The sequence below is a fragment of the Hydrogenobacter sp. T-2 genome, from assembly GCF_033971325.1.
Lineage (GTDB): Bacteria > Aquificota > Aquificia > Aquificales > Aquificaceae > Pampinifervens > Pampinifervens diazotrophicum.
The window spans coordinates 1,338,932-1,360,850 of the sequence record NZ_CP117180.1; the positions used below are offsets into that span (position 1 = coordinate 1,338,932).

General features: G+C 39.4%; 25 protein-coding genes. 5 read left to right on the plus strand and 20 right to left on the minus strand.

Translation table 11 applies throughout. The annotated features are described in order from the left end of the window. The first annotated feature begins 9 nt into the window (after window positions 1-9). Entirely contained in the window at window positions 10-1,110 is a 1,101-nt protein-coding gene (locus tag IAE16_RS07820) for an MraY family glycosyltransferase (RefSeq protein ID WP_323700245.1), read from the plus strand. On the opposite strand, the gene IAE16_RS07825 is transcribed toward IAE16_RS07820, so the two are convergent. From IAE16_RS07825 to murJ, 10 genes are read right to left on the minus strand one after another with little or no spacing between them, the layout of a single operon-like run. Further along, window positions 1,084-2,214, minus strand: coding sequence for a glycosyltransferase family 4 protein (locus IAE16_RS07825; RefSeq protein ID WP_323700246.1), 1,131 nt, complete (start codon window positions 2,212-2,214; stop codon window positions 1,084-1,086). The genes IAE16_RS07820 and IAE16_RS07825 overlap by 27 nt on opposite strands. After that, a complete protein-coding gene (locus IAE16_RS07830; protein WP_323700248.1) occupies window positions 2,196-3,497 on the minus strand; it encodes a hypothetical protein in 1,302 nt (433 codons plus the stop codon). Before IAE16_RS07830 ends, IAE16_RS07825 begins: the two co-directional genes overlap by 19 nt. After that, entirely contained in the window at window positions 3,488-5,401 is a 1,914-nt protein-coding gene (gene asnB / locus IAE16_RS07835) for an asparagine synthase (glutamine-hydrolyzing) (protein WP_323700249.1), read from the minus strand. Before asnB ends, IAE16_RS07830 begins: the two co-directional genes overlap by 10 nt. Next, window positions 5,389-6,255, minus strand: a complete 867-nt coding sequence (locus IAE16_RS07840; protein ID WP_323700250.1) for a class I SAM-dependent methyltransferase — start codon at window positions 6,253-6,255, stop codon at window positions 5,389-5,391. Before IAE16_RS07840 ends, asnB begins: the two co-directional genes overlap by 13 nt. 29 nt (window positions 6,256-6,284) lie before the next feature. Next, window positions 6,285-7,490, minus strand: coding sequence for a glycosyltransferase (locus IAE16_RS07845; RefSeq protein WP_323700252.1), 1,206 nt, complete (start codon window positions 7,488-7,490; stop codon window positions 6,285-6,287). A gap of 7 nt (window positions 7,491-7,497) precedes the next feature. Continuing rightward, window positions 7,498-8,751: a glycosyltransferase gene (locus tag IAE16_RS07850; RefSeq protein WP_323700254.1), complete on the minus strand. Its 1,254-nt coding sequence runs from the start codon at window positions 8,749-8,751 to the stop codon at window positions 7,498-7,500. Window positions 8,752-8,785: 34 nt separating this feature from the next. Next, complete coding sequence (locus IAE16_RS07855) at window positions 8,786-9,748, minus strand: glycosyltransferase family 2 protein (RefSeq protein WP_323700256.1); 963 nt, start codon at window positions 9,746-9,748, stop codon at window positions 8,786-8,788. A 7-nt stretch (window positions 9,749-9,755) separates the two neighbouring features. Further along, the gene (locus tag IAE16_RS07860; protein ID WP_323700257.1) at window positions 9,756-11,075 is read right to left on the minus strand and encodes a protoporphyrinogen/coproporphyrinogen oxidase; all 1,320 of its coding nucleotides are present in this window, start codon (window positions 11,073-11,075) and stop codon (window positions 9,756-9,758) included. Window positions 11,076-11,087: 12 nt separating this feature from the next. Further along, window positions 11,088-12,044 (minus strand): class I SAM-dependent methyltransferase, encoded by a 957-nt coding sequence (locus IAE16_RS07865; protein WP_323700258.1) that lies wholly within the window; start codon window positions 12,042-12,044, stop codon window positions 11,088-11,090. Window positions 12,045-12,046: 2 nt separating this feature from the next. Then, window positions 12,047-13,360 (minus strand): murein biosynthesis integral membrane protein MurJ, encoded by a 1,314-nt coding sequence (gene murJ, locus IAE16_RS07870; protein WP_323700259.1) that lies wholly within the window; start codon window positions 13,358-13,360, stop codon window positions 12,047-12,049. Between the two features lie 20 nt (window positions 13,361-13,380). On the opposite strand from murJ, the gene IAE16_RS07875 reads away from it, so the two are divergent. Beyond that, on the plus strand, window positions 13,381-13,797 hold the full coding sequence (locus IAE16_RS07875; protein WP_323700260.1) for a hypothetical protein: 417 nt from the start codon (window positions 13,381-13,383) through the stop codon (window positions 13,795-13,797). Then, window positions 13,794-14,894 (plus strand): lipid-A-disaccharide synthase, encoded by a 1,101-nt coding sequence (lpxB, locus tag IAE16_RS07880; protein WP_323700261.1) that lies wholly within the window; start codon window positions 13,794-13,796, stop codon window positions 14,892-14,894. The genes IAE16_RS07875 and lpxB overlap by 4 nt, the downstream gene beginning before the upstream one ends. Here the strand turns inward: lpxB and IAE16_RS07885 are convergent. From IAE16_RS07885 to IAE16_RS07895, 3 genes are read right to left on the minus strand one after another with little or no spacing between them, the layout of a single operon-like run. Beyond that, window positions 14,856-15,836 (minus strand): RluA family pseudouridine synthase, encoded by a 981-nt coding sequence (locus IAE16_RS07885; RefSeq protein WP_323700263.1) that lies wholly within the window; start codon window positions 15,834-15,836, stop codon window positions 14,856-14,858. The genes lpxB and IAE16_RS07885 overlap by 39 nt on opposite strands. Next, window positions 15,793-15,969 carry a hypothetical protein gene (locus IAE16_RS07890; RefSeq protein ID WP_323700264.1) on the minus strand — a complete coding sequence of 59 codons (177 nt, stop codon included), beginning with the start codon at window positions 15,967-15,969 and terminating at the stop codon, window positions 15,793-15,795. The genes IAE16_RS07885 and IAE16_RS07890 overlap by 44 nt, the downstream gene beginning before the upstream one ends. A 4-nt stretch (window positions 15,970-15,973) precedes the next feature. Then, window positions 15,974-16,129 (minus strand): hypothetical protein, encoded by a 156-nt coding sequence (locus tag IAE16_RS07895; protein ID WP_173833935.1) that lies wholly within the window; start codon window positions 16,127-16,129, stop codon window positions 15,974-15,976. 26 nt (window positions 16,130-16,155) lie between these two features. Here IAE16_RS07895 and IAE16_RS07900 point away from each other — a divergent pair, with 26 nt between their 5' ends. Next, complete coding sequence (locus tag IAE16_RS07900) at window positions 16,156-16,461, plus strand: CPBP family glutamic-type intramembrane protease (protein ID WP_323700266.1); 306 nt, start codon at window positions 16,156-16,158, stop codon at window positions 16,459-16,461. Then, window positions 16,458-17,144 (plus strand): sigma-70 family RNA polymerase sigma factor, encoded by a 687-nt coding sequence (locus IAE16_RS07905; protein ID WP_323700267.1) that lies wholly within the window; start codon window positions 16,458-16,460, stop codon window positions 17,142-17,144. Before IAE16_RS07900 ends, IAE16_RS07905 begins: the two co-directional genes overlap by 4 nt. Here IAE16_RS07905 and IAE16_RS07910 read toward each other — a convergent pair. The 7 genes from IAE16_RS07910 to IAE16_RS07940 are packed head-to-tail and all read right to left on the minus strand — an operon-like array spanning window position 17,116 to window position 21,918. Continuing rightward, a complete protein-coding gene (locus IAE16_RS07910; RefSeq protein ID WP_323700268.1) occupies window positions 17,116-17,415 on the minus strand; it encodes a hypothetical protein in 300 nt (99 codons plus the stop codon). The two genes, IAE16_RS07905 and IAE16_RS07910, sit on opposite strands and share 29 nt — an antisense overlap. Further along, a complete protein-coding gene (locus IAE16_RS07915; protein WP_323700270.1) occupies window positions 17,415-18,668 on the minus strand; it encodes a M16 family metallopeptidase in 1,254 nt (417 codons plus the stop codon). The genes IAE16_RS07910 and IAE16_RS07915 overlap by 1 nt, the downstream gene beginning before the upstream one ends. Then, on the minus strand, window positions 18,665-19,918 hold the full coding sequence (locus IAE16_RS07920; protein WP_323700271.1) for a M16 family metallopeptidase: 1,254 nt from the start codon (window positions 19,916-19,918) through the stop codon (window positions 18,665-18,667). Before IAE16_RS07920 ends, IAE16_RS07915 begins: the two co-directional genes overlap by 4 nt. A 32-nt stretch (window positions 19,919-19,950) precedes the next feature. Beyond that, a complete protein-coding gene (locus IAE16_RS07925; RefSeq protein WP_323700273.1) occupies window positions 19,951-20,439 on the minus strand; it encodes a DUF29 domain-containing protein in 489 nt (162 codons plus the stop codon). Further along, window positions 20,436-20,936 carry a DUF29 domain-containing protein gene (locus tag IAE16_RS07930; protein ID WP_323700274.1) on the minus strand — a complete coding sequence of 167 codons (501 nt, stop codon included), beginning with the start codon at window positions 20,934-20,936 and terminating at the stop codon, window positions 20,436-20,438. The genes IAE16_RS07925 and IAE16_RS07930 overlap by 4 nt, the downstream gene beginning before the upstream one ends. Continuing rightward, complete coding sequence (locus tag IAE16_RS07935) at window positions 20,933-21,427, minus strand: DUF29 domain-containing protein (RefSeq protein ID WP_323700276.1); 495 nt, start codon at window positions 21,425-21,427, stop codon at window positions 20,933-20,935. The genes IAE16_RS07930 and IAE16_RS07935 overlap by 4 nt, the downstream gene beginning before the upstream one ends. Continuing rightward, on the minus strand, window positions 21,424-21,918 hold the full coding sequence (locus tag IAE16_RS07940; RefSeq protein WP_323700277.1) for a DUF29 domain-containing protein: 495 nt from the start codon (window positions 21,916-21,918) through the stop codon (window positions 21,424-21,426). Before IAE16_RS07940 ends, IAE16_RS07935 begins: the two co-directional genes overlap by 4 nt. Window position 21,919: the final 1 nt, after the last annotated feature.

The window sequence follows — 21,919 nt, forward strand, 5'->3', positions numbered from 1 at the left end:
GGGTTTCTTTTGCAGGAGGCAAAGCTATTAATCTTAGTCTTTGCCTTCTTAGTTTCGCTTTTCATTAACCTTGGCATAGTCTTGCTCTCTAACAAGGTCAGGACTTTTATAACCGACCACTTGCATATAGGACCCCAAACCTTCCATCAAAAACCCACGCCAAGACTTGGTGGGCTCGCCATATTCCTATCCCTATGCCTTGCACTACCGCTTGTATTTTTCAAGGATAAAAGCCTCTTTCCTCTTTTTGCCCTAATACTCCTTAGCTCCCTGCCTGCCTTTCTTGCAGGCATAATAGAGGACCTAACCAAAAGCCTAAGTCCCCAAAAAAGACTTACCATAATTTTCCTCTCTGGTCTTTCCTTTGTTTTCCTTACTGGCTTTTCCGTCTCAAAGGTAGACATCCCCTACGTGGACTACCTTTTTACCCTGCAGGTCTTCTCCTTGCTCTTTACTGCCATAGCCCTTGCAGGTCTTGTAAATGCCTACAACATAATAGACGGCTTTAATGGACTTGCCAGCATGACCGCAGTGCTAAACCTTTTAGCCATTGCCTACGTAGCTTACAAACACAATGACCTAACTCTCCTGTATGTTTCTCTCCTTATAGTTTCTGCCATAATAGGCTTCTTTGTGCTTAACTATCCTTATGGTCTTATCTTTTTAGGAGACGGTGGTGCCTATATAATTGGTTTTCTTGTTGGTGCTCTTTCTATCTTGCTTGTAGAGAGAAATCCACAAGTATCGCCATGGTTTGCCCTTATGGTTAATAGCTATCCAGTAGTGGAGACGCTTTTTTCTATGTATAGGAGAAAGTTTTTGAAAAAGTTCCCCACAATGATGCCAGACGCACTTCACTTGCATACGCTTGTTTATAGAATATACACAAAAAAGTTTTTCAAAGCAAAAAAATCACTGTTCAGAAACCCTCTTACCTCTACAGTTATGTGGATTATTAACCTAATTGCACTAATTCCCGCAATTGTCTTTCACTCTTCAAGTCCTATGCTTGCCCTATGCTTTGTCTTATATGCTTCTTTCTATGTGTTTTTATACTTTAGACTGCTTCGTAAAAAGATGCCATTATGGTTGAAGGATACTACCTATTAAACTCAGATACTTTTCAATAATTATCTTTTCATCAAATCTTCTTATAGCCAACTCTCTTCCCAAAACTCCCATTCTCTGTCTATCCTCTTCGCTTAAATTTAAAAATCTCTCCATAGAAACTTTTAAACTGCTAATACTCCTCTGTTCCACAAGAAATCCATTCACACCATCCTCACAAACATCCATACATCCAGGACTTGTGGTAGTAATTATAGGTTTTGCCATACTCATGGCTTCAAGTAAACTTCTTGGAATGCCTTCCTTGTAATAAGAAGGAAGAACAACACAGTCCGCCTGACAAATTAATGGTCTCACATCTTTGGAAAAGGGCAAAACTTTTACAAATTCATACTTCTTTATATTGTTTATATCTTCCTCACGCAGGGACTGAGGATTGCCATAGTCTATGCCACCAACAAGCCAAATTTCAAAGTCTTTTCTTTCTTGCCATAAGAGTTTTCCAGCCTCAATAAGTTCAATAATTCCTTTGTCTTTTAGAAATCGTCCTATGAATAGGAATATGGTTTTCCCTTTATTCCTATCATGTTTTTCGCAAATTGCAGGAGAAAAATAGTCAGTATTTACACCAGAACTCTCTATTAGGATTACCTTTTTCGCATTATCCGATATGTGTTTCACTACCCTATAGTCCTCAGAGTTTTGCACTATAATGAACTTATTAAATTTAAATGCTTTTTTGTATAAAACCCTGACTAATTTTTCAAGTAGTCCACCTCTTAAAAACACATAGCCAAGCCCAGTGATTACACTGATAGATGGGATTCCCAAAATTCCAGAAGCAATGGAACTATAAATGTTAGGTTTTATAGTATAGTTTATAACTAAGTCTGGTCTTATCTTGCGGTATAAACTGAGAAACTCAAGAAAAAGTTTGAAGTCCTTTATCGGATTTTTACCCTTTCTGTCAAGATTTTTTAGAGGATAAAAGGAAAATTCTTCTTTAAGATATTCTGTGTAATCATCTACTTGTGCAATGCAAACTACGTCATATCCCAATTCCTTTAATCTTCTCATGAGACCAAGTCTGAAGTTATATAAGGAAAAAGATGTATTAGAGGCTAAAACTATGCTCTTTTTAGCCAAAGTGATAGCCTCCAGATTAGGTATGAATAAGAAAAACCAATCAATGTGCTAATATAGACATACCTTTTTCTAACTATGGGTCCTAAGTTAGGTTCAGTAATAACATGCAAATATATAAACATTAGACATAGTAACAAAATTATGAATATGCTAAATCTGTTCGGTAGATTATAAAAAGCAAACACAAAGCCTATTATACCTATCCAAACCACTACTGTCTCAAAAGGAATAATAGCCCTTGCTACAGTTCCACCTGTTGTTCCGCCTTCCTTAAACCAGAATTCAGGAGTAGGATAAAATAGCCCTACATAAAGTCCTCTTGGAAGATAAAGCAGGAAGTCAGAAGCCTTTTGCGGAATAAAATCCTGTTCTATATTTCCCTTGGCATCTTTGAAATATACATTTAAGAACATATACCTCCAAACTGCTATATTGTAGAGTATTTTATCTATCTTCTCTGGAACAAAAATCTCTTTTTCCCACTTAATTTGTGTTTGTGTTTGTGTTTGTGTTTGTGGTGCTAAAATGCTGGAGACTATAACCACTGCAAAAGCCAAAACAGTAAATCTACTTAGGGCTTGTCTTTCTACCAATAGGTTTTCCTTAAGCAATCTAACAAACTTTAAGGCTAAAAATAACAAAGAAACCACAAAAAGAAAGGAGAATACATATTTAAAGGGCAATATCATATGCTCCCTTGCAAGGTATATAAGAAAAAGACCGAATGCTTGTAAAAACAGAGAATAAAATAAGGTTTTATAACCTTTCTTGTGTATATAGCTTATAGATAAGAAAAAAGCAAGTAATCCAAGAATGTATAGACCATCTCTATGAATTTGTGAAGTCCACATTAGGTTTGATGGGAAAAATACTAAAGGAAGGCTACCAAGTATAGCATACTTTATGCTTATTCCGTAATTAGTAAGAAGTTTAATGAGAAATAAGGCGGATAGAGAGTGCAGAAGTGCGTTATAAAACAGCATAACATATGGCTTATGGATGCCAGTCAAAGCATAAATAAGAGAAGTTATGCCTATCATTATCTGACCTTCTGGCTTTAGACTCCACCTTGACCAACCGTATAAACTTATCTCTTTGGCTAACTTTTTTGATTCTTCATGAAAATATATAGTGTCCGTGCCATTTAGAATACCTTCGCCATAGTGTGCTGATGGAATGAGATAGGGAAGTAATATGGTCTGCACAAAAAGACCTATTAATATAACATACATAAAAACTAAAATCGGAAAAATATACATTAAACGTTTCTCCTCTATAGCCATCTTTCCCTCCAAAGCTGAAATACAAACAGAAACCATAGCTTATTATGGTTAACACCCTTGTTTTCTAAATACCCCCTTAGAAGTTTGTCCACTTCCTCTGAATTAAATATACCTTCCTTTTTAATTCTTTCCTTTGATAGATACTCTAAGTATAAACCCTTGAGTTCTCCCTTAAACCACTCGTATATAGGCACACCAAATCCCATTTTAGGGCGGTCTATTAGTTCCCTTGGCACATACTTGTATAATATTTTTCTCAATATGTATTTACTCATACCATTTTTGTATTTCAGGCTCACTGGTATTCTGGAAGTAAACTCTACTACTTTGTGGTCTAAAAAAGGCTCTCTTCCCTCAAGGGCTACACTCATTGTAGCTCTGTCTACTTTTACCAGTATATCATCAGGTAGATAGGTCTTTAGGTCATAAAGCATCATGTATTTCATAGGTTCTAACATAGTGGATGAGTTTATCCTAAAGGTTTGGCTTTCTATTATGGTTTCTAAGCCAAGACTTTTGAGGTCTTCTGTGAGAAAATACTTGTTTGCAATATCATACTGCTCTTGCGAGGACTTTGCACTTAATACATTCCTTAGTTTTATAAACTTGTCCCTAAAATTAGTCCATTTAGGAAGAACAGGGCTAAACAGCTTATAAAGACTTACCGCTAAGTCTGGATTTATAAGTTTCAAAACTTGACTAAAAAGACCCAGCATAGGTAGTTTTTCCAATCTTTTTATTCTCTCTCCCACTATCCAGTATCTTGTATATCCACAAAACTGCTCATCTCCACCGTCCGCAGATAGGCTAACTTTGACTTGACTTCTTGCCAATTGAGACACAAGGTATGTAGGTATGGCAGAGGAGTCTCCAAAGGGCTCATCGTAAATTTCAGGTAGCTTAGGAATTATCTCAAAAGCCTCCTTTGGCGTGCAATAAAGCTCTGTGTGGTCTGTGCCAAGATATTGGGCTATCTTTTTGGCATATTCCGCTTCGTTGTAGTCTTTTTCATAAAAACCTATGGTAAAGGTCTTTAAAGGCTTGCTCACTTGCCTTTGCAAAAGGGCACAAACAGTTGAACTATCTATGCCACCACTTAGGAAAAGACCCACTGGCACATCAGAGACAAGCCTAAGTTTAAAGCTCTCAATCAAAAGCTCCTCAAGCCTCTGGGCTATTTCCTCTTCAGAAAGGTCAGAAAGCTCCTCTTTACTAAAATGCTCCTCTATATCCCAATACTTTTGCAAGGATACCTCACCTTTGGAGTTTAAAACAAGAAAACTACCCGGCTCTAACTTATAGGTATACTTAAATATGCTGTATGGAGAGGTTATATATCCATACTGAAGAAACAAAGCTAAAGCGGATGGCTCAAGCTCCTTTTGAAACTTGGGATGAAAGTGGAAAGCCTTAAGCTCTGAGGCAAACATAAAAAGCCCATCTTTGTAGTAGTAATAAAGAGGCTTTACACCTATTCTATCTCTACACAAAATTAGCTTTTTGTTCGCCTTATCAAAGATAGCAAAGGCAAACATACCTCTAAACCTGTAAACCGCATCAAAGCCCCACCTATGAAAAGCCTTTAGGATAACCTCTGTGTCGGAGTTAGATACAAAGCTATAACCTTCCCTTTCAAGCTCTTTCCTTATTTCCTGAAAGTTATAGACTTCTCCGTTGTAGGTTATAATCAAGTTTTCAAACTCCATAGGCTGATGCCCAAGAGGAGAAAGGTCTAAGATAGAAAGCCTCCTGTGGCTTAAGGCAAGCCCCAAAGACAAGTCCACATATAGCCCAGCATCATCTGGACCACCATGAGATAGAGAGTCTCTCATCCTTATGGCAGTCTTCTCAAGGTTGTATTGGTCATTGAAGTTAAAATCCCAAAAGCCTGCTATTCTACACATTTTTTGAATACGAATTCATTACAACCGGAATTTGCAGTTCTTAAAATGCTAAAAATTTTATGAAAAAAGGAATTAAACTTATAGTTTTTCTCACATGGAAGTTGAGTTGGTGCTTTTATCAAAGAAAATCCAAGATTTTCAACAAAGTTTTTTATTTCTTCAAAACAAGCGTATTCATAAGGATAGCCTCCTATCCAATCAATAGCGTCATAAAACACATGCATTCCTCTCTCTCTGTATAAATTCAAAGTTTTTCTTCTTAGAGCATATCCTAAAGAGACATATGACCCATATATTAGTCCAAGGATAGGTTGAAGAAGCCTGTGTTGGTTATAAAATTCTTTAATTTTTCCCCAGTAAACGGAACTTCTACTATGATTATATATTGCTATTATCAAAAATCCATCTTTTTTAACTAGTTTACTTACATTACTTATAGCCTTATACATATCTCCTGTGTGGTGTAAAACACCCCATGAATACACTATATCTCCCTTTTCGTATAAACTCTTAACTAAATCATCATCTAATATGTCGCCTACAAAAGCTTTCCACTTTACCTCGCCAGGTATCATATATGAATATTTCTCTCTTAAAATATTCAGTGCTTCCAAACTTTCTTCTTGAATATCAAAACTTATAACTTCCTTACATCCTAATAAGCAGGCAGCAAGCGAAAATAGTCCACTTCCACATCCTACATCTATAAAGACCTTATCCCTATAGAACTCAAAAGCGTTTGTGTTGTTGGGAACATATTTTAAGAGCGAATTCTTAGCCTCCTCTATTACTCTTTCATTTACAACTCTTTTTACATAGTTTTTCCAATTTCTCCCAAACCAAAACATTTTCATATTCTATCACCTCCAAGTATTGTTGCTATTCAACAAAATTGTATTATCCGTGCCCATAAATCTGTTATCTTCTCTATATCAAAATCCCTTGCCCTCTGCAAAGCTTTATTTCCATACTCCTCTATTAACTCCTCCCTCCTTAGCAACTCTTTCAAAGTTTCCACCCACATCCTTTCCACCTCATCCAAAGGCTCGTCAGCCATCTTAAATTTTACCTCAAAGACAGGCATAAGGATGCCATACTCTGCATATTCTGGCTCTTTTGTTTGGTATTCAAAGTCCGTATCTGGTGCTAATATCTCCCTTGGTCCAGACCTACAGTCAGCAGAAACTACCGCAGTCCCACAAGCCATAGCTTCTGCCAAGGCATTTGGAAAACCTTCAAAAAAAGATGGAAAAATAAATAGCTTTGACCTTGCTATAAACTTAAAGGGATTTTTCTGGAAACCGAGGAAATAAACATCAAAACTCTCAGACAATTGGTCTTTGTCCCATACATAGGTCTTTAGCCCTAAGTCCTTTGAAAGACCAGTTAGATATTCCTTTAACTCCCCCTCTCCAAGAATGAGGAGTTTTAGCTCTGGAAATTCCTTTTTTAGTTCCTTGAATATCCTTAACAGATACCACTGACCTTTTTGTTTGGTTAGTCTTCCAGCAGTTATTAAAACTGGATAGTTGAAAATGGTTTCATATTCTCCTAAAGGCTCTCTGGAAAGCTCCTTAATGTCGTCTATAAATATGGGATTGTAAATGACTACTAATTTGTCTTCAGGAACTCTATAAGAGGTTTTAAGCTCTTCAGCTATGCTTTTTGATACGCATATAACCATGTCTGCTTTGGGATAAAGAAGTTTAGATAGAAGGTTATATGGATGATGTCTTTTTCTTCCTGTCAATTGCGACATACGGATGGAAATAAAAGCCCTGTGTTTTGAGTATGGCTTTGCTAATATGTTTACATAGTTAGCTCTCTCTAAGAAAGAGATTACAAGGGAATTTTTTTCTAATCTTTGAGACAAGTTCTTAGCATATAGAGGTATGTAAAAGGTCTTTAGTATTGGGTTTGTTTTGGTTGTATGACTTGAAAGAAAAACTATCTTCTCCTCTGGAATTTCGTATTTTATCTCTCTTTCCAATAGCAAGAGCCTTTTTACTGGCAATATTTTAGAAAGGTTTACCGCTACCCTTTCTGCACCACCACCCGCAAGAGAGTTGAGAAGGAAGTAAATATCCATATCGTATTTATTTTCTCAAAATATTTTTCCATTCTTCAGCTATCTTCTCTATATCAAAATCCCTTGCTCTTTGCAAAGCTTTATGTCTATACATTTCTATTAACTCCTCCCTCCTTAGCAACTCTTTCAAAGTTTCCACCCACATCCTTTCTATCTCATCCAAAGGCTCATCAGCCCTCTTAAATTTTACCTCAAAAACAGGCATAAGAACGCCATACTCCGCATATTCTGGCTCTTTTGTTTGGTATTCAAAGTCCGTATCTGGTGCTAATATCTCCCTTGGTCCAGACCTACAATCAGCAGAAACTACCGCAGTCCCACAAGCCATGGATTCTGCTAAGGCATTTGGAAAACCTTCAAAAAAAGCTGGAAAAACAAATAGCTTTGACCTTGCTATAAACTTAAAGGGATTTTTCTGGAAACCAAGGAAATAAACATCAAAACTCTCAGACAATTGGTCTTTGTCCCATACATAGGTCTTTAGCCCTAAGTCCTTTGAAAGACCAGTTAGATATTCCTTTAACTCCCCCTCTCCAAGAATGAGGAGTTTTAGCTCTGGAAATTCCTTTTTTAGTTCCTTGAATATCCTTAACAGATACCACTGACCTTTTTGTTTGGTTAGTCTTCCAGCAGTTATTAAAACTGGATAGTTGAAAATGGTTTCATATTCTCCTAAAGACTCTCTGGAAAGCTCCTTAATGTCGTCTATAAATATGGGATTGTAAATGACTACTAATTTATCTTCAGATAATCCAAAGTTTTCTATTAGGTCTTTCTTTACTGCTTTTGATGTAGCTATCATGATATCACTTTTGTTATACATATTTTTAAACATAATTTTATAAAAAAACCTTATAATAACTCTTCTTAAACCATTACCTAAAAAAGGATCCTCTGAAAACTGTTGTGAATAATGGGCACGGAAGGATAAAATAACCTTATCTCTGTCTTTTGTTATAACATTCAAAAAATTTGCAGGTTCAAGCAGGCTTAAACATGTTGTGATTTTGTATTTAGATTTAACCCTTTTTAGTCTAAAATACCTTATAGGCAGGTTAATAAATTTTTTAATCAAACTTTGAGATGCAGGTGATTTAATGCATATTATTCTTTCCATAGGCAAGGGAATGGGATAAGCTATGTGCGTATCATCCAATAGAATTAAATAGTCAAAGTTTAGCTTCTTCATCAAGTTAACTGCCACCCTTTCCGCACCACCTGTTCCAATTGATGGAATAAATATAGCTTTAAAGCTTCCCATATTTCACCTCACGCTATTTATTTTATCTCTCATTTTATCTCTTAAAGTATTCTCTTTCCCTACCCCATCTTTCCAAAAGCCCGTCTATATAACCTCTCCATAAATCGTATACTTTTATAAGCCCCTTCCTTTTAATCAATATACCCATAGAGTGTCTAAGCAATTTATAAGTTGCGACTAACAAATATGCAAATTTGTCTCTAGCTATCTTTCTAGCAACATATCCGACTATATTCCTACCATACAAATAAAAACTAAGTCTAGAATGTGTAGCGAGTCTTTTATCTATTTTCTTGATAAAGCATACCGAATTTATATAGATGTTGTTCGTATGTTTAGATGCCAAGTATCCATAATATGTATCATCACCTATAGTAAATAATCTTTTATCTGGATAAGGAATCTTTGCAACAACATTCCTGCTTATAAGCATTCCCTCGAAACATCCAAAATTAACTGTAGTCCATTCTTTATTCTTTAAAAATTCATCACCAAAAAATACTTCAAAACCGGTTTGTTCACATATTTGACCTTCCCATAAAAACCTACTTCCATCTAAGTAAACCTTAGATGGATGGATACACTCAGATATGTCCTTATATCTTAATTGGGTTTCAAGAGCATGTTCCAATGGTTCAACATCATCATCCATCAACCAAAACCAGTCATATCCCTTTTCGTATGCTCTTTTCAGACCTTCATGGAATCCTCCAGCCCCACCTGTATTTTCATGCATTCTCACATAAAACAATTTAACAGCCTCGCCATTAACATGATTCTCCAGTTCATGTTCATGCTCCCATGGTTCAGATATATTTGCAGGAGGTAATTCTCTTATATATCCTTCTTTTAAAAGTAGCTCAGGAGTACCATCTGTAGAAGCATTGTCTATTATATAAATAGCGTCAACAGGTCTTGTCTGCTTTAGTATACCCTTTAAGCATTCAATTAATAACTTTTTGCGGTTATAGGTAACTACTATAGCACAAATTTTCATAATACATTCACCTCACTCTAAAAACCGAACCAGCAATAAATCCTTCTTTAATAGAATCAGCTATGCCTTGAAAATGCCACCTTCCATAACGACCTACTTGGTAAATGCCATACGTTTCAAGGAGTTTTATAGCTTCAGTCTTCCAGTTTGAACCTACCCATGACCATGTATAGGCTACATCTATCCATGTAGGGTCTACTACTTCTACCTCATTTATCCACCCCCAGCTAATTAGCTCCTCTATGATGTCTTTAACAAGTTCATTAAGTTCTTCCTCGCTTGGTTTTTCTCCACCAATGTAGGCTTTTTCAACATATATGCTAACATGTGTATCTAAATCTTGAACAGATTTAGGAACAAATGACTTATCAACATTACTATAAAAACCTACCCTATGGAAACGTGTCTTGCTATATGGTATATATATCCAATGATCCTTAGGACATTTCTCTCCCTTTTTTCCTCCTATATTCACAACCAAGACAGACGTATATGGATCTGATTTAGATTGAAGCTCTGAAGACAAATTAGCAAGTTCTATAACCTTATTGAGTGGTATGGTTGATATGAGTATATCATATCCAACATACGATCCGTCTTCAAAGTATAATGTTTTTTCCTTAGTATCAATCTTGATAACTTTTTTGCCGTAGTTAACATTACATCTTTCAGCCATTCTACGGGCAAGAACATCAAGTCCTTCCTCTGGATAAACAAAAGTCGTATTATACCCTGCGGGTGGCACATCAGAAAATGCACCTTGTATTATATCTTTTAAGTTTATAGGGGTCTTATATGCATCTTGAGGTGCTATACGAGTATACAGACCAGCGGTATACAATTCGTGAAAAGGAAAGAAAAACAATTCACAAAGAGTTTTGCCAAAATTAGCTTCAAGCCACTCCGAGAGTGTAGCAAAATTTTTAGATTTATTCAATGAGTCTATTATTTCATATAATGCCTTTGAGGTTATTTCCTTTCCTAAGTATCTTAAATGATTTTGAATCGGATAGGGAACAAACAAATCTTTATCTGGAAAGTATACAGAAGATCTTCTTTGATAGCTTTTTAAAGAGACAAATTTTCTAATAAACTTCTGTATTAAGCCCTCACTACCAAAGATCCAATGACCGCCTCCTATTTCAAATCTGTAGACTTCACCATCTTCAGGCTTTTCGTGTAGACGATTTCTGCTGTTCGGACGCATATAGTAGGAAGAGCATATTCCACCGGGATAGTCTCCAGCTTCAAAAATAGGAATACCGGAAATAACACCAACAGATAGCCCCGTCATTCCTGCTCCGAGAATATAAATCCTATTTTTCATGGCTTCCTCTTCTTAATAAACTTCACATTGGAAGTATAAAGTACCTCCTTTATTTGGAAAATCCAATATAAATATAGGAAAAGAGAATACTATATCTCTTAACCCTTTTAAACTTCTGAAAAGAACTTTTCTAAATATTGATAGTTCATCATAATTTTTTTTATCAATAACCTCCTTAGAAGCTATTGCTTTTTTTATAACTCTGTTTACTACATTTCCCATAACCATAATCTGTAAAAGAGGCGCTGTCTTCGAGTATGTACGAATAGGATATATATATATTTTTAATCCTAAACTTTCAAATAATTTCTTTAATGCTTTATCAGAAAACCATAAAAAATGGTTGGGAGGATAATCCCAAGTATAAATTTTCCTCAATAAAAAGTTTTCAAAGCTCTCTCTATTTGGCACACTTCCAGCGATATAACCACCAGGCTTTAGCATACTCTTTATTGCCTCTAAAAACTCTACCGGCTTATCCTGATGCTCAAGGACTTCAAAGAAGGTTATCACATCAAACTTAAGACCCTCTTTTTGACAAAAGTCCGCAAACTCCTGAGGAGACATAACAAAAGTATTTTTCAAACCCCATTTTTCCTGACAGACCTTAATTGATTTACTATCAAAATCAATCCCCCAAACCTCAAAGCCAGCCTTTTGTGCTTCCTTTAGAAAAACCCCATCCCCACAGCCTACATCTAAAAGCCTTCCTGATTTGAGAGGAATGTATTTAAAAAACATCCTGTGATTTTCCTCTATCTCCTCTCTTAATCCCATATGGAAGAATTCGTAGGTATCTACTCCTTCCATCTCATAAAATTCTGGAATAATCTTCAAAGGCTCCCACCACTGAAGGTCACAAGTTTCACAGTGATAGAGTTTATACTCTTGGTTGTTGAAGGATGAGCCATAGGTTTCAATATAGGAACTTTCATCCTTTTCACTCTGGCAGACAGGACATCTAAGCATCCTCACCCCCAAGCTCTCTTGTCATAATATCTTAGCATAAAGTAGCCAAGAGTGCAAATAAACATATATGCAAAGAAAGTACCAAGGCATATGCCTGCAATACCTAAATTGAGGACAAAGACAAAGAGATAATTAAAAAGGGCGTTAGCCACTACACCTATTGCACCCACAACTCCCACAGGCAAAAGCTTGCCTCTTATCTGGAATACCCTGTATATTAGGGGCCAGAAGAACATGAAGGGCAAAGAAAGGGCATAAAACCTAAGGGCTGTTGCGGTAAGCTCTATATCCATCTTTGAAAAAGCTCCGTATCCGAAGAAGAGCTTAACCACTATGGGTGAAAATAGGAAAAGAAAGACGGATATGGGTAGGGTCAAAAGAAATAGCTTCTTTATGTAAAAGTCCAACTTCTTAATGGAACCTTGAGACTCAGAAAGGGAAGTTATGGCTATGTTTTCAAACTTTAGAACTCCCCTTGGTGCGGATGCAAGCAAGAGACCGTAGTATAAAGCAGAAACACTTTTCTCTCCAAGAAAAGAGGCAAAGGCTCTGTCAACGAGTATGTAGAGATGAAAAACTCCATAAACTGCAAGGAGCTGTAGGAAATGAGAGAGAAGTCTTTTTGTGGTTTCGTTATAAAAGAGACGAAAATGAATGTATTCTCTTCCTGCGTATAACATATAGATAGCTCCTATGGAGTTTGACAGGGATGCTACTATAGGAAGTATTTTGTAGTCTTTGTAAAATAGAAGCCCGAGAAGGGTAGAAGTAAAAAGGGTAATGGATATTGTAAACTCCCCCACAAAGTAAGCGGTAAACCTTCTTTGACTTCTAAGAACTGCTCCAAAGTGGTGAAAGTAGAAATTAAAGAACAGATAAGGCAGAAGAATAAGATAGGAGACCTCTGTTGCCTGCAGGGCGTTTTCAGAAAAACCTGCTGGGATTTTCAGAACAAAGGGCATCAATAGAAGTGCCAAAAGGGTTATGGCTATGGAGATGGTAAAGGTAAAGGTAAAGAGAAGACCTGCAATTTTCTTGAACTCTTCCTCTGACTTCATTCTTGCCTTTACAAGCTCTGGCACTCCGATGGAGTCAAAGACATCAACGAAGATGAGAAATATGCCTATCAAAGAAAGTGCCATAAAGAAGGCGTCTGTTTGGTAGCTAAAACCAAGAAGGACTGCTATGGCAACAGACCTAAAGTAGCCAAAGCCACGGGCAAGGAGGTTTATAAGGGAAGACTTAACTACCGCCTCTAAGACCCTTTCCTGCCTTTTGGTATTGAAAAGCTCTCTTAAATATCCAACCACTACCACTTTAATGTTATCATAATTCTATGCCTATAGATGAAACCTACAGACAGACCTCGCTTGATAGGTTAAGGGAGCTTTGTGGTGTGTTGAGGGCAAAGGTAGAGGAGTATCTTGAGGGCATGGACCCAGAGGATTTGGAGTTTGGTGTGTCCTTTGAGGTTTCTGAGGATGGGCTTGAGGGCTTGTGGAGGTCTGCGGTGGAGGAGAATAACTACATGGAGGTGGTCTATACAGAGATTATGGAGCATCATGATGGGGCTTATTTGAAGGCGACCTTTAGGAATGCTTTGGAGGACTGCTGGGCGGAGAGGTATGTAAGTGTGAGGAGCTCTGGTAGGGTGGAGGTTTCCTATGCCTTTTTTGTGAGGTTGGAAGGTGTGAGGGTTAGGATAGAGAGGAAGGGTGAAGGGCTCTTTGGGGCTTTTGCAAAGGTTGAATGAGGGTTTTTGTTTCTCTGGGGGAGAGGTCTGCAAGCAACTATGTTTATGAGATTTTCAAGGACTTTGGGGGTGTGGAGTTTATTGGCATAACCGATGAGAGGTTAGAGTCTTTGGGCTTTAAAAGCCTTGCACGCATAGAGGAGCTTTCCGTGGTGGGTATTGTGGAGGCTCTTCCAAAAATTCCAAAGGTCTACAGGCTTTGGAGACAGATAGAGGCTCTTCTTCCTGAGGTGGATGTGCTCCTTTTGTGTGATGCTCCTGCCTTTAATTTGCCACTTCTCAAGAGGGCTAAGGGGAAGGTGAGAAAAATTATCTACTTTATCTCTCCGCAGGTTTGGGCTTGGAAGGAGGGCAGGGCAAGGCTAATATCGGAGCTTGTAGACCATCTTGTTGTGATACTTCCCTTTGAGGTGGACTTTTACAGAAAATACGCAAGGGAAGGCTTTAGGGTGCATTTTGTGGGGCATCCTCTTGTGGATTTGGCAAAGCCAAGCCTAAGCAAAGAGGCTATGAGGAGTTTTCTTGGCTTTGAGGACTATGTGGCTTTGCTTCCGGGAAGTCGTTGGAGTGAGATAAAAAGGCATGTGCCTTATCTGAAGGAGGTGCTAAGATGTCTGAGGGTGGAAAAGCCTATGGTTGTTCCTACCTTTGAGGCTTTTAGGGATTTCTTAGAGAGGGAGTTTGCAGGTTTTCCAATAAGGGTCATAACCAACAGGGACTTGGATAGGGCTTCTTACAACACTATGGCTTATGCGGATTTTACGCTTCTTGCCAGTGGCACTGCGGAGCTTGAGGCAAGCCTTTTGGACTCTCCTCATGTAGTCTTTTATAGGGTAAGTCCTATAACCTATCTTCTTGGAAGGCTTCTTGTTAAGGTAAAAAACATAGCCCTCACAAACCTTATACTCCAGAGGGATGTGGTACCCGAGATGGTTCAGAAAAGTCCAGAGGCTTTGTGTAGGTTTTTCTCGGAGCTAAAGGAGGATTGGAAGGAAAGCCAAAGGCTTGAGTTTAAGAGGCTAAGGCAGGTTCTTGGTGGAGAGGGTGCGGTGCAAAGACTAAGAGAGCTCTTCTTCAAGCTTTTCTATGAGAGCTAAGGTGCTTTTGAAGGGTTCTGGCTCTTGTATTTCAAAGGTGAGCTTTTGTCCTGTTTGGGGATGCTCAAAGGAGAGATGATAGCTAAGGAGCATGTGGCAACCGCCAAGGGTCTGAAGTAGCCTTTTGTCTACGGAGCTTCTCTTAAAGCCATAGGTGGTGTCTCCCAAGATGGGAAAGCCAATGTGAGACAGGTGCACTCTTATTTGGTGTGTCCTGCCTGTGTGTATCTTTACCTTAAGCAGGCTTACGCTTTGACGGGGAAAGGCTCTTAAAAGCCATACTTCGCTCTTGGCTGGCTTGCCCTCCTCTCTTATGGTGAACTTCTTTCTGTCTTCTGTGTGTCTTCCTATGGGTGCTTCTATGAGCTTGTAGCTCCAGTTTGGAATGCCCTTTACTAAGGCTTTGTATAGTTTTTCCACTTTTCTTTCTTTAAACTGCTCTGCGAGGCTTCTGTGTGCCATGTCGGTCTTTGCCACCACCATAAGTCCCATGGTGTTCTTGTCAAGCCGGTGGACTATGCCTGGTCTTTCCACGCCACCTATGGAGGAGAGGCTTTTAGCATGATAAAGAAGTGCGTTCACAAGCGTTCCAGAGGTGTATCCCGGGGATGGGTGCACCACAAGTCCGCAGGGTTTTATAAGCACGAGAATATGCTGGTCTTCGTAGACTATGTCAATGGGGATGTTTTCTGGGAGCACCTCAAGAGGCTCTGGCTCTGGAATAAGCAGGGTTATTTGGCTTGCCCTTTTTAGCCTCTTTGAAGGCTTTCTTATCTCAAGACCATCCACAAGCACATAGCCCTCTTCTATGAGCCTTTGGTGGTAGCTCCTTGAAAAGTCAGGGTAAGCCTGAGAGAGAAACTGGTCAAGCCTAAGACCCTCTTGTTCCTCTGCTACCTCAAAGGTTAGTGTCTCTACTATGGTCCTCTTTGAGCCTAACATGAACCTCTACTTGCCTTGGCTCTTCTTGGAGGTTTAGACTTTTCACATAACCCTCAATGAGATTATAAAGCACCCTTTGAGGAAAGTCCTTTAGTCTCACCTCTTTTCCGTTTACAAGTAGCCTTACTTCCATGCCTCTACCTCCTAAGCTGTAGTCTCTCTAAGGTGCCAGATAGGCTAAAGCTCATGCCACCACCAGAGAGCTGACCGTTTATTTTAGATTTTAATGGGTCTGAGGGGTTGAAAACTATTGGTCTTTCTACCTTTAGAGAGGTTTGGAGTAAAAAGTCCATGGAACTTAAGCCTTTTGGCACTACCTTTGCTTTATGTTTTACATCCTCAAAACTTTATGAGCCTTACTCTTCAGGCTTTTGCAGAGGAGCTCTTCTTTAGGGCTTACCTTATGCAGAGGTTTTCAAACCTTACTGTGTCAGTGCTTTTTACAATTCCTCACATAATCCTGTATGTAGATCTTTGGTCCGTGCTTACCTTTTTTCCTTCTTTGCTTTACGGCTATATATACCAAAGGACTGGTTCTTTGGCTTTTGTGAGCCTTTTGCACCTTGCAAGCAACCTATTGTGGTTTACTTTTCTGGCTAAATTAGTAAGTAAAATATTTCCATGACCGCAGAAGAGAAAGAGCTTGTGCTTTCTTACCTGCCCTTAGTTCAGCAGATAGCCTACCGCATACACAGACACCTACCTGCCTCTGTGGATGTAAGAGACTTAATAGGATATGGGGTTCTGGCTCTTGTGGAGTCTCTGCCAAAGTTAGACAAAAGCAAAAACCCTACCGCTTATCTCAAGCTACGCATAAAGGGTGCTATATACGACTACTTGAGAAGTCTTGATTTTGTTAGTAGAAGCCTCAGGTCAAAGGAGAAGGCTATAAGACAAGCTATTGATAAGCTTAGCATGGAAAAGGGCGGTGAAGTAAGCGATGAGGAGCTGGCGGAATATCTTGGTGAGAGCCCAGAAAGGCTTAGAGAAGACCTTCAGGCAATAAACTTTTCTTATCTTATGAGCCTTGATGAACTTTTTCAAGAGGGTAGGAGCTACGAGGAGCTTTTTGAAAGCACAGAAGAAGGACCAGAAGAGGCAGTAATTAGAAAAGACCTCAGAGAAAAACTGCTTAAGGCTATAGAGACTCTTGACTACAGAGAAAAGTTAGTCTTACAGCTTTTCTATTACGAGGAGCTACCACTAAAAGATGTGGCAGGGCTTTTAGACGTGTCTATGGCAAGGGTTTCTCAAATAAAGGCTAATGCCATAGAAAAGCTCAAGAGGTTTTTAGCTTCTGTTGAATGAGCTCTAAGAGCTTCTCGTAGGTGTATCTAATTTCGTAAGCCATATCAACGAGTTTTTTACTCCTTGTCGCTTCTGCCCTTTTGACTAAAGGAATGATTACCCTCTCAAGCTGGTCTTTGTATTCTATAAGGTCGTAGCTAAGCTCTTCTTCTGTGAGGTCTTCTATGCCTGCCAAGTAGGTTCTGTAAAGCATTTTTGCAGATATTAAAACATGCTCCAACTCCTTTTGCAGGTCTCCTCTGTCAAGTCCAGCCTTTGTAAAGTCTCCCATTAGGGTTCCACCACCACGCAGTGATGTATTTTAAGGTATTTTTCTCTTAAGGCTTGCACCTCTTCAAAACTCACTGACCTTATTTTGTCCACATACTCTGAGTCCATCCTCCAGCCAAAGCCCATTACCTCAAAAAAGCCTAAATACCATGCCTGTCTTGCCCTCGTTTGGCGAGCCAATAGAAAGTCTCCCACTATCTTATTTTTGGCAAGCTCCACATCCTCTGGCGTTATTTCACTATTCTTTATCACTTCCACCAAGTCTCTAAGAGCATCTTCCTTTTTCTCAGGAGAAGTGCCTATATAGGCTATTAGTCTTGGAGAAAAAAGGCGAGTGGGATATGTGGAATAGACCGCATAGGCGTAGCCCCTTTTTTCTCTAAGTTCCTTAAAGAGCTTTGAGGTCATACCATCTCCAAGCACAGCATCCAACACCTTAAAGGCAAAGTATTCTCTTCCCTTAAACTCAGGAGCGTCAAAGGCACAGAGCACCGTAGCTTGAGAGCCCGGTCTTTTCACCCTCTCTAATAGGTCTTCCCTCATAGACACATCCACAGGATTTAGTGGATACTCTCCCTCGGGAATTTCAGAAAAAACCTCTCTAAGCATAGGTAAAACCTGTTCTGTCTTAAAATCTCCCACGAGACTTACCACCACATTTTTAGAAGGCAGTATTTCCTGCCACCTATTTATCACATCTTCCCTGCCTATAGCCTTTACATCTTCCTCAAGACCAAGAGGAAAAACCTCGTAGTTAGAACCCTTGTAGGTAATTCTTCTCAAAGCGTCCACCGCAAGCTCTTGCCCCCTTTCTCTTCTCGCCCTTATAGCCTGTAGCACGTTTCGTCTTTCCCTCTCAAGGTCTTCTTCAGAAAAGAGTGGCTCAAGGAGCATACTCCTTATGACTCTTAGACCCTCCTTTAGACCCTCCACCTTAGTGGAAAAGCCTATCTCCACATAATCATCGCTGGCAGAGGCGTATATGCTACCTCCATAGTCCTCAAAGGTGCTTGCTATCTGGTAAGAGCTATAGGTCTTTGTGCCTTTTGTAAGTAGCAAGGCGGTAAGGTTCGTAAGCCCTCTCCTTTTCTCCCCATGCGTCCCAGACCTTATAAATATCACACCAGAGACTATACCTCTTCCCCTTGTTTCCTTTGTTATCAGCTTTACTCCATTTTCCAAAATGTGTTCCTGCACCCTTGCACCTCCAAAGGAAAGACTAAGCAAAAAAAGCAAAAGTATTATAAACCTCATCTCTCTGGCACCATAATAACTTCACTGTAAGGCTTACTAAGGATGTATTTCTCAAGAACCCTTAACACATCCTCACGACGCACGTTTCTTATGTTGTTGTCAAAGTATTTGTAGTAGTCCAGAAGACCCACAACGGTAAGAGAATAACCAATATAAAAGGCATCCCTTTCTACCCTCTCAAGGGCAAAGGCTTCTGAATTTATGAGCCTCTCCTTTGCCTTTTGAACCTCCTCTTCTGTCAAAGTTTCTTTGAGAGACCTCATAAGCTCAAAGACCCTTGCCTTTACTTTCTCCAACCTATCTTGGTCCAAGGTAGCGTAAATGAAAAATAGGTTATCCCTTGGTCTTCCAAAGTCTCCTGTAGATACGCTGTAAACAAGACCCTTTTCCCTTAACTCCCTATAAAAGAGAGAAGTCCTACCATTTCCCAATATTTGGTCAAGCACTGCAAGGGCGTAGTATTCCTTTGTGCCTATGGCAGGAGCTCTCCAACCTATGAGCCAATAGGTCCTTTCCACCCTTTTGTCCCTTATGGTCTTTGAACGGTTTTCCAACTGCTCTGGTTCTGGCAATATCTCCACCTTTGGCACAGGCTTACCTTCTTCTTTTCCAAAGGTTTCCAACACTTCCTTGTAGACCTCCTCCGGCTCCACATCTCCCACCACCACCACAAACATATTCCTTGGCTGGTAGAAGTTCCTATAAAACTCAAGGAGCATATCTCTTGTAAACTTCTGAATGGTTTCCTCGTAGCCTATAATAGGATGTCTGTATGGAGAGACCTTGTAAAAGACCTTTTCAAACTCTTCCCACAGGACTGTAGTAGGATTGTCCTTTCCACGCCTTAGCTCCTCTATAACAATGGGCTTTTCCTTTTCCACCATATCTTCCAAAAGCAGAGGCTTTTGAGTTAACTGATAGAGCACTTCAAGGGCTTGTTTCCAATAGGGCTTTGCTATAGTTATGTGGTAAAAGGTATAATCCTTTGAAGTGCCGGCGTTAAGGTTTCCACCAAGACTTTCTATAATGTAGTCTATCTGTCCGTATGGATACTTCTCCGAGCCGTTAAAGAGCATATGCTCCAAAAAGTGAGCCATACCCTTTCGCTGATAGTCCTCGTAGGCAGAGCCAACCTTGAACCACACATGCAAGGCTACCGCTTCTGTATCCTCTCTCTTATTTACCACTAACTTTGCACCGTTAGGGAGTTTATAAGTCCTTAGCTCTCCAGCAAAAACCACTGTCGCCATAAAAAACACCTCCAAAAGTAATAAAAATATCCTCATAGATCCTTTCTCAAGTCCCTTGTCATGGCTTCCTCGTATGTGTAGGGACATTCCTCTGGAATATTAAACTCCTCTGGCTCATAACCGTTGTCTTCAAGCCATCTTTCTAAGTTTCTCACCGCATCTATCCATGCCTTGTCTATTTCCTTAGGAAGCTTATTCCTCAGACTTGGATACTTCTTAAACTCCGCCAAGATATCCTTTCTTGCGTTGTTTATGCTTTTTATCCAGCCTCTTCCCGCGGTTTCTCCACCAGCGAGGTTTCTAAAATTATCCCACTTGTAGAGATGTTCCAATATTCTTGCCAGCAGGCTAATACAAGCCTTCAAGTCAGACCGTGCCATATCTTCTATTTCCTCCAAGAGGTTTTCCCAGTCCACAAGGTCGTAGAGTTTTTCCCTCAAAAGCTCAAGGTTAATCTCCGCCCAGAGTGGAAAGTCTTTGTGATAAAGGTCTTTAAGTTCTTCCTTGCTTATAGTCCTCATGGCTTTATCTCCTTCCTTAGGTCTCTTGTCATAGCTTCTTCGTATGTGTAAGGGCAATCTTTCGGTATGTCTTTTATAAGCTCTTCCTTTTTTATATCCCTTAACCAAAGAATTATCCTATCTACCGCATCCTCCCAGGCAAGCTCAATGTATTCTGGTAGCTTTTTACTTAGGCTTGGATGCCTTCTAAACAGACTCCTTATCTCCACTCTTGCATATTCCACGCTTCTTATCCAACTGAGACCTCCTAATTCTTCTCCGCCTTTTGTATATTTTCTTAGATTATCCCACTTATACATGTGCTCCAATATTCTCGCAAGCTGACTTACACAAGCCCATAGGTCAGACCTTGCCATATCCTCTATCTCCTCCAAGAGATTTTCCCAGTCCACAAGGTCGTAGAGTTTTTCTTTTAAAAGCTCGTAGTTTATCTCCGCCCAAAGTGGAAAGTCCTTGTGATAAAGTTCTTTAAGCTCTTCTTTGCTTATAGTCCTCATGGCTTTATCTCCTTTCTTAGGTCTCTTGTCATGGCTTCCTCGTATGTGTAGGGACATTCCTCTGGAATATAGAAGTCTTCTGGATTGTAGTCATTATCTTCAAGCCAGTTTTCAAGCTTCCTCTTTGCAAACTTCCATGCAGTGCTAACTTCGTTAGGTAATTTATTCCTCAAACTTGGATAAACATCAAACATTGTCAATATTTCCCTTCTTGCATTGTTTACACTTTTTATCCAGCCTCTTCCCGCAGTTTCTCCACCGGCGAGGTTTCTAAAATTATCCCACTTGTAGAGATGCTCCAATATCCTTGCCAATTGACTTATGCAAGAATCCAAATGCCTTTGTGCCATATCTTCTATTTCCTCCAAGAGATTTTCCCAATCCACAAGGTCGTAGAGTTTCTCTTTTAAAAGCTCGTAGTTTATCTCCGCCCACAGTGGAAAGTCCTTGTGATAGAGTTCCTTAAGTTCCTCTTTACTTATAGTCCTCATGGCTTTATCTCCTTTCTTAGCTCTCTTGTCATGGCTTCCTCATAAGTGTAGGGACATTCCTCTGGAAAAGAGAAATTCTCAATGTCGTATCCATTCTCCTCAAGCCAGTTTTCAAGGTAGCCAATCGCATCAATCCATGCCTTATCAATCTCTCCAGGAAGTCTATGCTTAAGACTTGGATACTTACGAAACTCTCTATTTATAGCCCTTCTTGCATTCTCTATACTCTTTATCCACCCATACCCTGCGGTTTCTCCACCAGCAAGGTTTCTAAAATTATCCCACTTGTAGAGATGTTCCAGTATCCTTGCCAGCAGGCTAATACAAGTTTTCAAGTCAGACCGCGCCATATCTTCTATTTCCTCCAAGAGGTTTTCCCAGTCCACAAGGTCGTAAGCCTTTTCCCTCAAAAGCTCGTAGTTTATCTCAGCCCACAGTGGAAAGTCCTTGTGATAAAGCTCTTTTAGCTCTTCCTTGCTTATGGTTCTCATG

Excerpts from the sequence above, each read along its gene's own strand:
- asnB (WP_323700249.1), bottom strand. The coding sequence starts at position 5,401 with ATGTGTAGAATAGCAGGCTTTTGGGATTTTAACTTCAATGACCAATAC.
- IAE16_RS07905 (WP_323700267.1), top strand. The coding sequence starts at position 16,458 with ATGACCGCAGAAGAGAAAGAGCTTGTGCTTTCTTACCTGCCCTTAGTT.
- IAE16_RS07850 (WP_323700254.1), bottom strand. The coding sequence starts at position 8,751 with ATGGGAAGCTTTAAAGCTATATTTATTCCATCAATTGGAACAGGTGGT.
- IAE16_RS07860 (WP_323700257.1), bottom strand. The coding sequence starts at position 11,075 with ATGAAAAATAGGATTTATATTCTCGGAGCAGGAATGACGGGGCTATCT.
- IAE16_RS07875 (WP_323700260.1), top strand. The coding sequence starts at position 13,381 with ATGCCTATAGATGAAACCTACAGACAGACCTCGCTTGATAGGTTAAGG.
- IAE16_RS07895 (WP_173833935.1), bottom strand. The coding sequence starts at position 16,129 with ATGGACTTTTTACTCCAAACCTCTCTAAAGGTAGAAAGACCAATAGTT.
- IAE16_RS07845 (WP_323700252.1), bottom strand. The coding sequence starts at position 7,490 with ATGGATATTTACTTCCTTCTCAACTCTCTTGCGGGTGGTGGTGCAGAA.
- lpxB (WP_323700261.1), top strand. The coding sequence starts at position 13,794 with ATGAGGGTTTTTGTTTCTCTGGGGGAGAGGTCTGCAAGCAACTATGTT.
- IAE16_RS07865 (WP_323700258.1), bottom strand. The coding sequence starts at position 12,044 with ATGCTTAGATGTCCTGTCTGCCAGAGTGAAAAGGATGAAAGTTCCTAT.
- IAE16_RS07915 (WP_323700270.1), bottom strand. The coding sequence starts at position 18,668 with ATGAGGTTTATAATACTTTTGCTTTTTTTGCTTAGTCTTTCCTTTGGA.
- IAE16_RS07910 (WP_323700268.1), bottom strand. The coding sequence starts at position 17,415 with ATGGGAGACTTTACAAAGGCTGGACTTGACAGAGGAGACCTGCAAAAG.
- IAE16_RS07925 (WP_323700273.1), bottom strand. The coding sequence starts at position 20,439 with ATGAGGACTATAAGCAAGGAAGAACTTAAAGACCTTTATCACAAAGAC.
- IAE16_RS07940 (WP_323700277.1), bottom strand. The coding sequence starts at position 21,918 with ATGAGAACCATAAGCAAGGAAGAGCTAAAAGAGCTTTATCACAAGGAC.
- IAE16_RS07890 (WP_323700264.1), bottom strand. The coding sequence starts at position 15,969 with ATGGAAGTAAGGCTACTTGTAAACGGAAAAGAGGTGAGACTAAAGGAC.
- IAE16_RS07830 (WP_323700248.1), bottom strand. The coding sequence starts at position 3,497 with ATGGCTATAGAGGAGAAACGTTTAATGTATATTTTTCCGATTTTAGTT.
- IAE16_RS07935 (WP_323700276.1), bottom strand. The coding sequence starts at position 21,427 with ATGAGGACTATAAGTAAAGAGGAACTTAAGGAACTCTATCACAAGGAC.
- IAE16_RS07930 (WP_323700274.1), bottom strand. The coding sequence starts at position 20,936 with ATGAGGACTATAAGCAAAGAAGAGCTTAAAGAACTTTATCACAAGGAC.
- IAE16_RS07885 (WP_323700263.1), bottom strand. The coding sequence starts at position 15,836 with ATGTTAGGCTCAAAGAGGACCATAGTAGAGACACTAACCTTTGAGGTA.
- IAE16_RS07855 (WP_323700256.1), bottom strand. The coding sequence starts at position 9,748 with ATGAAAATTTGTGCTATAGTAGTTACCTATAACCGCAAAAAGTTATTA.
- IAE16_RS07840 (WP_323700250.1), bottom strand. The coding sequence starts at position 6,255 with ATGAAAATGTTTTGGTTTGGGAGAAATTGGAAAAACTATGTAAAAAGA.
- IAE16_RS07920 (WP_323700271.1), bottom strand. The coding sequence starts at position 19,918 with ATGGCGACAGTGGTTTTTGCTGGAGAGCTAAGGACTTATAAACTCCCT.